Origin of the sequence: Salipiger sp. PrR002 (assembly GCF_010500775.1) — a bacterium.
In the GTDB taxonomy this organism is placed as follows: Bacteria; Pseudomonadota; Alphaproteobacteria; order Rhodobacterales; family Rhodobacteraceae; genus Salipiger.
The window spans coordinates 181053-194159 of the sequence record NZ_JAAGOU010000005.1 but is presented as its reverse complement, the minus strand read 5'-3'; the positions used below and the strand labels follow the sequence as shown (position 1 = coordinate 194159).

At 65.9% G+C, this 13107-nt stretch carries 15 protein-coding genes; 14 read left to right on the top strand and 1 reads right to left on the bottom strand.

What is annotated here, in order from left to right; genetic code table 11:
- Positions 1-52 precede the first annotated feature (52 nt).
- The 14 genes from ffh to G0A00_RS07435 all read left to right on the top strand — a co-directional run bounded on the left by ffh (position 53) and on the right by G0A00_RS07435 (position 12322).
- Positions 53-1576, top strand: coding sequence for a signal recognition particle protein (ffh, locus tag G0A00_RS07500; protein WP_164180116.1), 1524 nt, complete (start codon positions 53-55; stop codon positions 1574-1576).
- A gap of 199 nt (positions 1577-1775) precedes the next feature.
- On the top strand, positions 1776-2306 hold the full coding sequence (locus G0A00_RS07495) for a GNAT family N-acetyltransferase (RefSeq protein WP_164180114.1): 531 nt from the start codon (positions 1776-1778) through the stop codon (positions 2304-2306).
- Positions 2303-2869: a GNAT family N-acetyltransferase gene (locus G0A00_RS07490; RefSeq protein ID WP_164180112.1), complete on the top strand. Its 567-nt coding sequence runs from the start codon at positions 2303-2305 to the stop codon at positions 2867-2869. Before G0A00_RS07495 ends, G0A00_RS07490 begins: the two co-directional genes overlap by 4 nt.
- Positions 2866-3510, top strand: coding sequence for a GNAT family N-acetyltransferase (locus G0A00_RS07485; protein ID WP_164180111.1), 645 nt, complete (start codon positions 2866-2868; stop codon positions 3508-3510). Before G0A00_RS07490 ends, G0A00_RS07485 begins: the two co-directional genes overlap by 4 nt.
- Before the next feature lie 110 nt (positions 3511-3620).
- Positions 3621-3917: a chorismate mutase gene (locus G0A00_RS07480; protein ID WP_066103875.1), complete on the top strand. Its 297-nt coding sequence runs from the start codon at positions 3621-3623 to the stop codon at positions 3915-3917.
- Positions 3918-3962: 45 nt separating this feature from the next.
- Positions 3963-4337 (top strand): 30S ribosomal protein S16, encoded by a 375-nt coding sequence (rpsP, locus tag G0A00_RS07475; RefSeq protein WP_164180110.1) that lies wholly within the window; start codon positions 3963-3965, stop codon positions 4335-4337.
- A 136-nt stretch (positions 4338-4473) separates the two neighbouring features.
- Positions 4474-5310 (top strand): MipA/OmpV family protein, encoded by an 837-nt coding sequence (locus tag G0A00_RS07470; protein WP_164180109.1) that lies wholly within the window; start codon positions 4474-4476, stop codon positions 5308-5310.
- Positions 5311-5394: 84 nt separating this feature from the next.
- Positions 5395-5901, top strand: coding sequence for a ribosome maturation factor RimM (gene rimM, locus G0A00_RS07465; RefSeq protein WP_164180108.1), 507 nt, complete (start codon positions 5395-5397; stop codon positions 5899-5901).
- Between the two features lie 198 nt (positions 5902-6099).
- Positions 6100-6705 (top strand): hypothetical protein, encoded by a 606-nt coding sequence (locus G0A00_RS07460; protein ID WP_164180107.1) that lies wholly within the window; start codon positions 6100-6102, stop codon positions 6703-6705.
- A 46-nt stretch (positions 6706-6751) separates the two neighbouring features.
- The gene (gene trmD, locus G0A00_RS07455) at positions 6752-7549 is read left to right on the top strand and encodes a tRNA (guanosine(37)-N1)-methyltransferase TrmD (RefSeq protein ID WP_164180106.1); all 798 of its coding nucleotides are present in this window, start codon (positions 6752-6754) and stop codon (positions 7547-7549) included.
- Positions 7550-7936: 387 nt separating this feature from the next.
- Positions 7937-8320, top strand: coding sequence for a 50S ribosomal protein L19 (gene rplS, locus G0A00_RS07450; RefSeq protein WP_066103862.1), 384 nt, complete (start codon positions 7937-7939; stop codon positions 8318-8320).
- Positions 8321-8331: 11 nt separating this feature from the next.
- A complete protein-coding gene (gene rpmE / locus G0A00_RS07445) occupies positions 8332-8553 on the top strand; it encodes a 50S ribosomal protein L31 (RefSeq protein WP_066103860.1) in 222 nt (73 codons plus the stop codon).
- 177 nt (positions 8554-8730) lie between these two features.
- Positions 8731-10404 carry a bifunctional protein tyrosine phosphatase family protein/NAD(P)/FAD-dependent oxidoreductase gene (locus G0A00_RS07440; RefSeq protein WP_164180105.1) on the top strand — a complete coding sequence of 558 codons (1674 nt, stop codon included), beginning with the start codon at positions 8731-8733 and terminating at the stop codon, positions 10402-10404.
- Between the two features lie 157 nt (positions 10405-10561).
- Entirely contained in the window at positions 10562-12322 is a 1761-nt protein-coding gene (locus G0A00_RS07435) for a SulP family inorganic anion transporter (RefSeq protein WP_066103856.1), read from the top strand.
- Here G0A00_RS07435 and G0A00_RS07430 read toward each other — a convergent pair.
- Positions 12269-12988: a metallophosphoesterase gene (locus G0A00_RS07430; RefSeq protein WP_164180103.1), complete on the bottom strand. Its 720-nt coding sequence runs from the start codon at positions 12986-12988 to the stop codon at positions 12269-12271. The two genes, G0A00_RS07435 and G0A00_RS07430, sit on opposite strands and share 54 nt — an antisense overlap.
- Positions 12989-13107 lie beyond the last annotated feature (119 nt).

Sequence of the window (13107 nt, the reverse complement as noted above, 5' to 3'; positions counted from 1 at the left end):
ATCTCGGGTCTGCACACAGATACGGACCAGAGAAGAAGGAGCCAGACGGCCCATGTTCGAATCTCTTTCCGAACGCCTCGGCGGCGTCTTCGACCGCCTGACCAAGCAGGGCGCCCTCTCCGAGGATGACGTCCGCACCGCCCTGCGCGAAGTGCGCGTCGCCTTGCTCGAGGCCGACGTCTCGCTGCCCGTGGCGCGTCAGTTCATCAAGGCCGTCGAGAAAAAAGCCACCGGCGCCGCCGTCACCAAATCGGTGACCCCCGGCCAGCAGGTGGTGAAGATCGTCCACGACGAGCTCATCACCACGCTGACTGGCGAGGGCGAGCCCGGCGCGCTGCGCATCGACAGCGCCCCCGCGCCGATCCTGATGGTCGGCCTGCAGGGCTCGGGCAAGACCACCACCACCGCCAAGCTTGCGCGCCGCCTGAAAGAGCGCGACCGCAAGAAGGTGCTGATGGCCTCGCTCGACGTGAACCGCCCCGCGGCCATGGAGCAGCTGCAGATCCTCGGCCAGCAGATCGGCGTCGACACGCTGCCGATCGTCAAGGGCGAAGACCCGGTCGCCATCGCCAAACGCGCCAAGACCCAAGCCAGCCTCGGCGGCTATGACGTCTATATGCTCGACACCGCGGGCCGCCTGCACATCGATCACGAACTGATCCAGCAGGCCGCCGACGTGCGCGACGTGGTCAACCCGCGTGAGACGCTGCTGGTGGTCGACGGGCTCACCGGTCAGGACGCGGTGAACGTCGCCACCGAGTTCGACGACAAGATCGGCGTCTCGGGCGTGGTGCTCACCCGGATGGACGGCGATGGCCGCGGCGGCGCCGCGCTGTCGATGCGCGCCATCACCGGCAAGCCGATCAAATTCGTCGGCCTCGGCGAGAAGATGGACGCGCTGGAGACCTTCGAGCCCGAGCGCGTCGCGGGCCGCATCCTTGGAATGGGCGACATCGTCGCGCTGGTGGAACGGGCGCAGGAGACGCTCGAGGCCGAACAGGCCGAGCGCATGATGAAGCGCTTCCAGAAGGGTCAGTTCAACATGAACGACCTGAAGATGCAGCTCGAGCAGATGATGAAGATGGGCGGCCTCGGCGCCATGATGCAGATGATGCCGGGCGCGGCCAAGATGGCCAAGCAGATGGATCAGGCCGGGATGGACGATTCGATCCTGCGCCAGCAGATCGCCCTCATCAACTCGATGACCAAGAAGGAACGCGCCAACCCGCAGATCCTTCAGGCCAGCCGCAAGAAGCGCATCGCCGCTGGTGCCGGCATGGACGTGTCGGACCTCAACAAGCTGCTGAAGATGCAGCGCCAGATGTCCGACATGATGAAGAAGATGGGCAAGATGGGCAAAGGCGGCATGCTGAAACAGGCCATGAAAGGCATGTTCGGCAAAGGTGGCATGCCCGAGGGCATGGACCCCAGCCAGATGGACCCCAAGCAGATCGAGGCCGCGGCCAAGGCCATGGGCGGCAAGATGCCCGGCGGCTTGGGCGGTCTGGGTGGCATGCCCGGCATGGGCGGCGGCGCGCTGCCGCCGGGCCTCGGCGGTTTCGGCAAGAAGAAATGAGCGATCAGCGCCCCCTCCCCCTTCACCTCTCCGAGGTGACAGACCCGACCGCCCCGCAGGCGGCCGGTGCGGAGGGCGTGCGCGCTTCATTGTTCCCCAAATACGCGAACCCGGCCCAAGCCACGGCGCCCAAAGCCGACCCTTTCGCGCAATACGGTGCCCCCGAGGATGACGCCGACGGCAGTGTGGAGGCCTACGCATGAGCCTCGTGACCGCCCCCCGTCTCGAAACCGAGCGCCTGATCCTGCGCGGCCCCGAGCCGTCTGACGCAGAGGCGATGATCGCCTTCTTGCTCGACCCGGTGCGCGCCGAGGGCTTCGGCGGCTACGCGCACCGCGGCGACGCATGGCGCTGGTTCGCGCTCAACGTCGGCCACTGGCACCTGCGCGGCTACGGCTATTTCACCATTGAAGACAAGGCCAGCGGCCAGCCCGCGGGCATCTGCGGCGTCTGGAACCCCGAAGGCTGGCCCGAGCCCGAGATCGGCTGGGTGGTCTTTGACGGGTTCGAAGGCAAGGGCATCGCCCGTGAGGCCGCGCTGCGCGTGCGCCGCTACGCCTATGAGGATCTGGGCCTTTCGACGATCACCTCGAACATCGTGCCGGGCAACACCCGCTCGGTGGCGCTGGCCGAACGGCTTGGCGCGGTCTACGAGCGCACCTACACCAATTACGCCATGGGCGAAGACATGCTCTACCGCCACCCCTCTGCCGAGGAGGTGCTGGGATGAGCGCGCCACAACAGCCCACCACGCAAAACCCCGCCCCGCAGCAGCCCGTCACCGTGCCGGTCATCGAGACCGAGCGCCTGATCCTGCGCGCGCCGCATCTGGATGATCTCGAGCCGCTCTGCGCCTTCTACGCCAGCCCGCGCTCGCGCTTCGTCGGCGGTCCGATCGAGCGCAGTCAGGTCTGGCGCACGCTGCTGCGCTCCGCGGGGCACTGGCAGATCCGCGGCTACGGCATCTGGCACATCACCGAGCGCTCCAGCGGCGAGATGTGCGGCTTCACCGGCCCGCTCAACCACATCGAATGGCCCGAGCCCGAGCTGGCCTATTCGATCTTCGCCTCGCACGAAGGTCACGGCTACGCCTATGAGGCGGCCTCCGCCGCGCGCCGCGCGTCGGCAGATCTCTTTGGCCTCAGCCATATGATCAGCCTCGTCGATCCGGCCAACGAGCGCTCGCTGGCACTGGCCAAACGTCTTGGCGCGCGTTTCGAACGCGCCACCGAGTTGATGGGCCATCAGGTGCATATCTTCCGCCACCCCCAAATGGGCGAGGCAGAGGCATGAGCGCGGTTCTCCAGAAGACCCCTCCGGCGCAGGCGCGTTTCACCCCGGATATTCCGGTGCTGGAAACGGCCCGGCTGGTGCTGCGCGCACCGCAGGCCGAGGACTACCCGGACTTCAAGGCCACCTTTGCCTCCTACCGCTCGCGCTTCATGGGTGGGCCGCTCAACGCCTATGAGACATGGATGCTCTACGCCGCCGAGATCGGCCACTGGCAGATTCGCGGCTTCGGCATGTGGATGATCCACCTGCGCGAGACCGGCGAGACCGTCGGCATGGCGGGCGGCTGGTTTCCCGCCAAATGGCCCGAGCGCGAGATCGCCTGGATCATCTGGCCGGACCGGGGCGGCAAGGGCTATGCGCTCGAAGCCACCCAGCGCGTGCGACAGTATTTCTACGACGAGGCCGGATGGGAGGGGGCGGTCAGCTACATCGACCCCAAGAACCTCGATTCCATCCGTCTTGCCGAACGGCTCGGTGCCCGCAAGGACCCCGCAGCCGCCACCGTCGATGGCAGCGACGCCGTCTACCGCCACCCGGCGCCCGCGGCGCTGCGCGGCAGCCAACTGTCGCATGGCATCGACATGGAGATCGCGAACTACATCGATCCGCTCTTCAAACCGAAGGGATGGGCCGTTGACTGACGCTGTCTCCCTCAAGACCCGGCGCGCGGTTCCTGCCGCCTCCTATGCATGTGTTGTGCATGGGATGTGCATGGAGTGTGCCCCCTCTTTTTTGTTCAAAGGAGCCGAGCATGAGTGATCCCGCCACCCGCGCCGCAGACCTTCTGAAAGAGCACCGCGAAAGCATCGACCGGCTGGACGCGATCCTCGTGTTCACGCTTGCCGAGCGGTTCAAGCATACGCAGTCCGTGGGCCGGCTGAAGGCCACCCACGAGCTGCCCCCCTCCGACCCCGCGCGTGAAGAGCAGCAGATCGCGCGGCTCAAGGACCTGGCGAAGAAAGCGGATCTCGACCCCGCCTTCGCCGAAAACTTCCTGAATTTCATCATTCAGGAAGTCATCAAGCACCACGAAAAACACCAATCCTGACAGGGCTTTGCCCGTCATCAAACGCCATTCGAAGGAGATTTACCAATGGCCATGAAAATCCGTCTCGCCCGTGGCGGCAGCAAAAAGCGCCCCCACTACGCAATCGTCGCAACCGACTCGCGCATGCCGCGCGACGGCCGCTTCATCGAGAAGCTCGGCACCTACAACCCGCTGCTGCCGAAAGACGACGAGCGCCGCGTGATCATGGACGTCGAGCGCGTTCAGTACTGGATCAGCCAGGGCGCCCAGCCGACCGACCGCATCTCGCGCTTCCTCGAAGCCGCTGGCGCCGTCGAGAAGAAAGAGCGCAACAACCCCAAGAAAGCCGTCCCCGGCAAGGCAGCCACCGAGCGCGCCGAAGCCAAGGCAGCCAAAGCAGCCGCAGCTGCTGAAGCACCGGCAGAGGAAGGCGCAGAGTAATCTGCGCGACATCCTTGTCACAGTCGAAGGGCGCGCAGGAGCAATCCTGCGCGCCCTTCTCGTTGACGCTTGGACAAGAGGCGCGCTGGCCCTACACTCATCGCAGCAGCCCCTTGAGAATACCCGGAGATCCTGCATGTTGCCGCTTCGCCATCTTGCCCCGATCACCCTTGCCGCCGCGCTGTTTGCCAGCCCGGCCCTTGCGCAGGACTTCGGCGTTACAGACAGCTCCGGCACCGCTCAGGCGGCCCCGGTGACCTCGACCCAATCTGCGGGCAACGTCTTTACCTTCACCCTGCGCGGCGGGGTTTCGGCAGCGCCGAAATTCCTTGGCTCCGACGAATACGAAGCGGGCCCCGACCTCGGTTTCAGCTTCAAGCACCTGCGCCTGCGCGGCGTGCCGGAGTTCGGCGGCGACGACCCTTGGGCCGACAGCTACGGCTGGGACGTGCACGGCTCGTTCCGCTACCTCGGCAAGCGCGATTCCAGCTCCGACTCGGCGCTGTCCAGCCTCGACGATATCGATCCCACCTATGAGATCGGCCTCGGCGTCGGCTTTACCGCCGAGCAATATGAGGCCTTCGCCGACATCCGCCGCGGCTTTGGCGGCCACGAAGGCTATGTGGGCTCGGTCGGGATCGACTATGTGGTGCGCCCCACCGATCGCTGGAAGCTGACGCTGGGCCCGCGCTTCATCTGGGCGAACGACGAATTCCTCGACACCTACTCTGGCGTCGACCCTGACGAGGCAACCGCCGAGCTGCCCGCCTATGATCCCGATGGCGGCCTCGTCAGCGCCGGTCTGCAGTTTGGCGCGCGCTACCAGATCAATGATCTGTGGGGCGTCGAAGGCGCCGTCACTTGGGACAATCTGCAGGGCGACGCCGCGGACAGCCCGATCGTTGACGAAGGCTCCAACGATCAGTTCCGCGTGCGCGTCGGCGTGACCCGCGTGTTCAACCTGCGCTTCTGAGCTGGAAGATTGCCAAGCCCGCAGAGGCGGGCTATTCCGCCTCTCACCGATCCACGGAATGGCGCAGACGGGAGGCGCATCGATTTGGACGAGATGATCTGTGTCGGCGCCCTCGGTGGCGCGTTCGGCGTCAACGGCGAAGTGCGGCTGAAGAGCTTCACCGCCGATCCCGAAGCCATCGCCGATTACGCCCCGCTCACCAATGAGGACGGCAGCCGCAGTTTCGATCTTCAGATCACCCGCCCGCTGAAGGGTGGCTTTGCAGCGCGGCTTTCGGGCGTGCGCACCAAGGAAGAGGCCGACGCGCTGAAGGGCGTGCAGCTTTATGCCCCGCGCGACCGCCTGCCCGACCTGCCCGACGATGAGTTCTACCATGCCGATCTGATCGGGCTCTTGGTGCTGGACACCGGCGGCGCCAAGATCGGCACGGTCAAAGCGGTGCTTAACCACGGCGCCGCGGACCTTCTGGAACTGCAGGTGCCGGGTGCAAGCTCCACCGTGCTGCTGCCCTTCACCCGCGAGGTTGTGCCCACGGTCGATCTCGCCTCCGGCCGCATCATCGCCGATCCGCCCGAGGGCCTGCTCGACTGAACGGCTGCGGGCGAGCGGGTGATCGCGGGGCAATCCGCATCCTCGCCGCGCATTATCCCCAAGCAAGAAACAAACAGCCGAAACGATAGACCTCTCCTACGCTCTCATCCATGATGGCCGGGTACGAGGATCAGTGTTTTGGTTCCGAGGTTTGATTTGTTGTTTTTCCCGTCGCGTTGCGCCGCGCTGCTGCGGCCTGTGCTTCTTACACTGAGTGACCGCCCTGCCACCGCCGCCTGCCTCGCCGGGCTCGGTCTTGGAACCGTCGCGCTCTTTGGCGTCATGGACCCCGCCTCTGGCCTGCTGGAGTTGCTTGCCGCCCTCTGGCTTTTGGCGCTGCTCGCCGCGCTGTCGCTGCGCCGCGCCCGGCAGCGCCTTCTTGCGCCGCCGCCGCTGCTGCTGACCCGCCGCGCCCTGTGCCATCCGCCGCAGCCGCTGCCCCCCGCCCTGCAGATGCGCGCCGACCTCACGGCGCTGCTGTCGAGCCCTGCACCCATGGGGGCAGGCCTTGAGAGCGCCGATCATGCGGTGCGCCGGGTGCTCGAGCGCTGCCTGCTGCGCCATGGTGATCGGGCGGTGGAAACGCTCGACCGTCCGGCGCTCATCGAGCTTTGGCTGCTGGCCACCCTCCTGCGCGCGGCGCCCGAGCGCGCCGGTGCGCTGGCGCAATGTTTCCGCCTGCCGCATCGGGTTCTGGCGCTGCGCGATCAGATGCCCGCACAGGCCGCTATGGCGCGCGTGGCACCGCGCCTGCGACGCCCTGCGGGCAGAGGGCCGCACAGAGGGCCGCAGCTCTCCGCTTGAGCCTTGCGCCCGCCCCCGCTATGCGGGGCGCAAAGGACAGCCAGCCATGACCGATACACCGCAGCGCGCCGCGGGCCGCAAAACCATCCGCCCCAGCCTCACCCCGCGTGAGCTGATGACCGGGGCGCCGGAGCTTTCCCGCGCGTTTCAGGCGCAGGTGATCACCCTCTTCCCCGAGGCGTTCCCCGGCGTACTGGGTCATTCGCTGACCGGCCGCGCCCTGCAGGACGGGCTTTGGCAGCTGAGCACCATCCACCTGCGCAACTTTGGCGAGGGCAAGCACCGCAATGTCGACGACACGCCTGCGGGCGGCGGTGCTGGCATGGTGATGCGCGCCGACGTGATGGGCCGTGCCATCGACCATGCCCGCGCGCGGATCGACCAGCGCGCGCCGCTGATCTACCTCAGCCCGCGCGGCCGCCGTTTCGACCAGCAGATGGCCCAGCACCTCGCGCAGGCCCCCGGCGTGACGATGATCTGCGGGCGCTTCGAAGGCCTCGACCAGCGCGTCATCGACCACTACCGGATCATCGAGGTTTCGCTCGGCGATTTCATCCTCACCGGCGGCGAGCTGGCCGCGCAGATGATGCTCGACGCGACGATCCGCCTGATCCCCGGCGTTCTGGGCAATGCCGCCTCAACCGAAGAAGAGAGCTTTTCCAGCGGCCTTCTGGAGCATCCGCAGTACACCCGCCCCGCCGAATGGGAAGGCCACCGCATCCCCGATGTGCTGCTCTCGGGCAACCACGCGGCGATCGAGGCATGGCGCCGTCAGCAATCCGAAGAGATCACCCGCGCCCGCCGCCCCGATCTCTGGGCCGCGCATGAGGCCCGCAAGGACTGACGCCCGCAAAGCCCCCTTCACCCGCCCCTTCTTCTCTTTGAAAATACGCCGGGGAGCGCGAGGGGCAGCGCCCCTCGCTTCGGCCCTCTCCACACCGCTCGGGCGCAAGTTTTCCCTTGATTGAACCCCCGCGCCCGCCTATATGGCGCCAATCCGCGACGCCCTGCCGGGCGCTCGTGGATTCGTTCGTTTCCGCCTTCCGTGTTTCTTCGGCACGATTTCGGCGGCGCGGACGCGGCATTGGCCCCTTCGCGGAGCCATCGCCGGAAAAGGCCAAAGATGTTGTCCATCTCCTGCGGGCGCCAAGGCGGACCCGGTCGAAGGCACGGAGCTCTGGAAACGCGACACCTTCACGGAAAAAACCGTGAGCAGATAGGAGAGCGTCAGATGGATCTGATCGCACAGCTCGAGGCGGAGCAAATTGCCGCCCTGGGGAAAACCATCCCCGACTTCAAGCCCGGCGACACCGTGCGCGTCGGCTACAAGGTGACCGAAGGCACCCGTACCCGTGTGCAGGCCTACGAAGGCGTCTGCATCAGCCGTAAGAACGGCAAGGGCATCGCGGGTTCGTTCACCGTTCGCAAGATTTCCTTCGGTGAGGGCGTCGAGCGCGTCTTCCCGCTCTATGCCACCAACATCGATTCGATCGAGGTGGTGCGCCGCGGTAAAGTCCGTCGCGCCAAGCTGTACTACCTGCGTTCGCGTCGCGGCAAATCCGCCCGTATCGCAGAGCAGACCAACTACAAGCCGCTCGCCGGCGCCGACGCATAAGGAGAGCCGTTATGAAAAAGGGCATCCACCCCGACTATCACGTCATCGACGTCAAGATGACCGACGGCACCGTCTACCAGACCCGTTCGACCTGGGGCAAAGAAGGCGACCAGATGTCTCTCGACATCGACCCGACCGTGCACCCGGCATGGACCGGTGGCTCGTCGCGCCTGCTCGACGCCGGTGGCCGCGTGTCGAAGTTCAAAAAGAAATACGAAGGTCTGGGCTTCTAATCCCATCCCTTTCGGATTTTCGGAAAGCGCCGTCCCTCGGGGCGGCGTTTTTCTTTGTCTGGACTGGCAGCCCAAGCTGACCCTGCGACAATGTGATCGGCACTCCCTGCTCGAACCAAATGCATTCTTAATTTCGAATGTATATGATCTATGCGAATCGAGTTGGGAGGACACGACTTGGACATTCGCAAAATCACCGACGACATCGCGGCCTCGCCGCAGATCACGGCAGCCGATGTGCCGCAGATCGCCGAGGCGGGCTATCGCGCCATCATCTGCAATCGGCCCGACGGTGAAGGGGCCGACCAGCCGAACTTCGAAGAGATCGAAAGCGCCGCGAAGGCGGCCGGGCTCGAGGCGCGCTATATCCCTGTGGTCTCCGGCAAGGTTCAGGACGCCGATGCCGAAGCCTTTGGCAAGGCACTGCGCGACCTGCCCGGCCCGGTTCTGGCCTATTGCCGCAGCGGCACCCGCTCGGCCACGCTCTGGTCGCTGAGCCAGGCCAAGGCGCTGCCGCCTGCCCATATCCTCGCCGCCACGAAGGAGGCGGGCTACGACATGGCGGGCGTCGTGCGCCGTATCGTCAACGGCGGCAAGACCCCGACTGACGCCGGCGACGCCAAGTTCGACGTGGTGGTCGTGGGCGGCGGCGCGGCGGGCATTGCCGTCTCGGCAAGCCTCAAGGCGCGCAAGCCCGAGCTGAATATCGCCCTGCTCGATCCCGCCGACATCCACTACTACCAGCCCGGCTGGACCATGGTCGGCGGCGGCATCTTCGAGCCGCAGACCACCGCCCGCACCATGGGCAGCCTGATCCCGCGCGGCGTGCATTGGATCAAGGCGGCTGTCGCCGCCTTTGAGCCCGAGGACAACGCCGTGGTGCTGGATGGCTGCCGGGTGGTGAAATACGACCGGCTGATCGTCTGCCCGGGGCTGAAGCTCGACTGGCACAAGGTCGAGGGTCTGGTGGACACGCTGGGCAAAAACGGCGTCACCTCGAACTACCGCTATGATCTCGCGCCTTACACTTGGGAGCTTGTGCGGAGCTTCAAGGGCGGCCGCGCCCTCTTCACCCAGCCGCCGATGCCGATCAAATGCGCCGGCGCACCGCAAAAGGCGCTCTATCTCTCGGGCGACCACTGGTTCCGCACCGGCGTGCTGCCGCGCGTGCAGATCGAGTTCATGAACGCTGGCGGCGTGCTTTTCGGCGTGAAGGACTATGTCCCCGCGCTCGAGACCTACATCGAGAAGTACCGCGCCAAGCTGAACTTCTTCCACAATCTCGTGGCGGTGGATGGCCCGGCGCGCAAGGCCACATTCAAGGTCGCCAAACCGGACACAGAGCCCACCGAAGTGACGGTGGAGTTCGACATGATGCACGTCTGCCCGCCGCAGACCGCGCCGGATTTCATCCGCGTCTCGCCGCTGGCCGACGCGGCGGGCTGGGTCGACGTCGATCAAAACACGCTGCGGCATAAGACCTATGACAACGTCTGGAGCCTTGGGGACGTGATGAACGCGCCCAACGCCAAGACCGCCGCCGCCGCGCGGATGCAGGCGCCCGTGGTGGCCGAGAACGTCGCCGCCGACATCGACGGCAAGGCCCCCGTGGCGCTTTACAACGGCTATGGCTCCTGCCCGCTGACGGTAGAGCGGGGCAAGATCGTGCTGGCGGAGTTCGGCTATGGCGGGACGCTGCTGCCCAGCTTCCCCAAATGGCTGATCGACGGCACCAAGCCGACTCGCGCCGCGTGGCTTCTGAAAGAGCAAATCCTGCCGCCGGTCTATTGGAAGGCGATGCTGCGCGGGAAAGAATGGATGGCGAAACCCGAACCGGTCTCGGCATCTTGATAAATCTTCCCAGCAAGTGGAGCTTGGCGCGGACGCTGTTCCGCGCCAAGACTATTTCGGGGGAAATGCGTTTCCCGCTTCACAAATTCAGTTTTAGGAATATATAGAGGCCAAACCCCGGCTCCCACCGGGGCGAGCGCAACTCAGGACACCGCCCATGCAGATCCCTCGCCGCCTGTCCCGCTACCTGCCGATCCTCGACTGGGCCAGCCGATACGACCGCGACACCGCGACCTCCGACCTCGTGGCCGCGGTCATCGTGACGATCATGCTGATCCCGCAATCGCTGGCCTATGCCCTGCTCGCGGGGCTGCCTGCCGAGATGGGTCTATACGCCTCGATCCTGCCGCTGGTGGCCTATGCGATCTTCGGCACCAGCCGCGCACTGGCGGTGGGCCCGGTGGCCGTCGTCTCGCTGATGACCGCCGCCGCGATCGGCCAGCTCGGCCTCAGCGATCCGGCGCAGATCGCGCTGGCGGCGGTCACGCTTGCCTTCATCTCGGGCGCCTTCCTCGTGCTCATCGGCGTGCTGCGGCTCGGCTTTCTTGCCAACTTCCTCAGCCACCCGGTGATCGCGGGGTTCATCACTGCCTCGGGCGTGCTGATCGCCGCCTCCCAGCTCAAGCATATCTTCGGCATCAGCGCTGAAGGCCACACGCTGGTGGAGCTTGTCGGCTCGCTGGTCGCGCATCTGCCCGAAACGAACTTCATCACGCTGGCCATCGGCGTCGCCGCCACCGCCTTTCTGTTCTGGGTGCGCAAGGGGCTGAAGCCGCTGCTGCGCAGCATGGGGCTGGGCCCGCGCATGGCCGACATCCTCGCCAAGGCCGGCCCGGTGGCCGCCGTGGCGGTGACCACCCTGCTGAGCTGGGGCTTTGGCCTCAATGAGGTGGGCGTGAAGGTCGTCGGCGAAGTGCCCATGGGCCTGCCCCCGCTTTCGGCCCCTTCGCTTGATCCGTCGATGTGGAAGACGCTGCTGATGCCGGCCATCCTGATTTCGATCATCGGCTTTGTGGAATCCGTCTCGGTCGCGCAGACCCTTGCCGCCAAGCGCCGCCAGCGGATCGACCCGGATCAGGAACTCATCGGCCTTGGCGCGTCCAACATCGGTTCGGCCCTCTCGGGCGGCTTCCCGGTGACCGGGGGCTTCTCGCGCTCGGTGGTGAACTTCGACGCGGGCGCGGAAACCCCGGCAGCGGGCGCCTATACCGCCGTGGGCATCGGCCTCGCGACGCTGGTGCTGACCCCGCTGCTGTTCTTCCTGCCGAAGGCCACGCTGGCCGCGACGATCATTGTCGCCGTGCTCAGCCTCGTCGATTTCTCGATCCTCAAGAAGACATGGGTCTATTCGAAGGTGGATTTCACCGCCGTCTCGGCGACCATCGTGCTGACCCTGCTCGTGGGTGTCGAAGTGGGCGTCTCGGCGGGCGTGCTGCTGTCGATCCTGCTGCATCTCTATAAGACCTCGAAGCCGCATGTGGCCGAGGTTGGACTGGTGCCGGGCACGCATCACTTCCGCAACGTGCTGCGGCATGAGGTGGAAACTCTGCCCGGCGTGCTGACGCTGCGCGTCGATGAGAGCCTCTACTTCGTCAACGCCCGCTTCCTCGAGGAATACGTGCTGACCCGCGTCGCCGAATGCCAGAACCTGCGCCATGTGGTGCTGATGTTCCCGGCGGTCAACGAGGTGGATATGAGCGCGCTGGAAACGCTCGAAGAGATCAACCGCCGCCTTGATGAGCAAGGGATCACCCTGCATCTGACCGAGGTGAAAGGCCCAGTGATGGATCGGCTCAAGCGCTCGCATTTCCTCGAAGAGCTCTCGGGCCGGGTCTTCCTGTCGCAGTATCAGGCGTGGTGCGCGCTACAGGCGGACGCGCCCCATGGGTCCGAGCAGGAACGCGTCGCGGCCCAGTAGAAGCGCGGGATAAAGCGGGCGGCCATAACCCGCGCCGCCATCCATGTTGAGCCGGTTGGGATAGAGCATGGGCACATCGAGCGCGGTGTGCCCATGCACCACCAGCCGCCCCCAGTCGCCCCTCCAGTCAAGGAAGGGCCCGCGGATCCATACCAGATCATCCTCTTTCTGATAGTTGAGCAGCACGCCCGGTCGCAGGCCTGCGTGGACAAAGATGTGCTCTTCGGTCTCGTGCAGGCGCGGCAGCCCCGCGATCCAGTCGCGATGCGCCTGCGGGATCGCCTCCAGCGCGTCGGCATGGATGTCCTCAATCGCACGCCCCTCGCTCACGTCGACGCCGTAAGAGGCCAGCGTCTTGGCCCCGCCAAGCGGTGGATCGGTCCAGATCAGGGGCCGCGAGACATTCGGGTCTTTGTAGCGTGGGTTTTCGAGAAACCTCAGCAGGTAGCGATCATGATTGCCCATCAGGCAGACCCATGGCTTGCCCTCGGCCTGCCCCTGCATCAGCAAATCGATCACCCCGCGCGCATCGGGGCCCCGATCCACGTAGTCCCCCAGAAAGACGATGGGCGCGCCTGCGTGCTCGTCGCGCGCAATCATCGCAAGTGCCTCGTGAAGGCGTTCAAGCTGACCGTGGATGTCGCCGATGGCGTAGATGGGCTGCATGGGAATTCCTTTCTGCAAGGCATAGTTGGATCCCGGGCCGGCGAGAGGCAAGGGCTGGCGCCCAAGAACCCGCAGGCGCGCCCGATCCCATCACAACGGCAAAAGGGGCGCCCCGCGAG

Coding starts and splice junctions, on each gene's coding strand:
- G0A00_RS07480 (WP_066103875.1), top strand. CDS start 3,621: ATGAGTGATCCCGCCACCCGCGCCGCAGACCTTCTGAAAGAGCACCGC.
- trmD (WP_164180106.1), top strand. CDS start 6,752: ATGACCGATACACCGCAGCGCGCCGCGGGCCGCAAAACCATCCGCCCC.
- rpmE (WP_066103860.1), top strand. CDS start 8,332: ATGAAAAAGGGCATCCACCCCGACTATCACGTCATCGACGTCAAGATG.
- G0A00_RS07490 (WP_164180112.1), top strand. CDS start 2,303: ATGAGCGCGCCACAACAGCCCACCACGCAAAACCCCGCCCCGCAGCAG.
- G0A00_RS07430 (WP_164180103.1), bottom strand. CDS start 12,988: ATGCAGCCCATCTACGCCATCGGCGACATCCACGGTCAGCTTGAACGC.
- G0A00_RS07495 (WP_164180114.1), top strand. CDS start 1,776: ATGAGCCTCGTGACCGCCCCCCGTCTCGAAACCGAGCGCCTGATCCTG.
- G0A00_RS07470 (WP_164180109.1), top strand. CDS start 4,474: ATGTTGCCGCTTCGCCATCTTGCCCCGATCACCCTTGCCGCCGCGCTG.
- G0A00_RS07485 (WP_164180111.1), top strand. CDS start 2,866: ATGAGCGCGGTTCTCCAGAAGACCCCTCCGGCGCAGGCGCGTTTCACC.
- ffh (WP_164180116.1), top strand. CDS start 53: ATGTTCGAATCTCTTTCCGAACGCCTCGGCGGCGTCTTCGACCGCCTG.
- rplS (WP_066103862.1), top strand. CDS start 7,937: ATGGATCTGATCGCACAGCTCGAGGCGGAGCAAATTGCCGCCCTGGGG.
- rpsP (WP_164180110.1), top strand. CDS start 3,963: ATGGCCATGAAAATCCGTCTCGCCCGTGGCGGCAGCAAAAAGCGCCCC.
- G0A00_RS07435 (WP_066103856.1), top strand. CDS start 10,562: ATGCAGATCCCTCGCCGCCTGTCCCGCTACCTGCCGATCCTCGACTGG.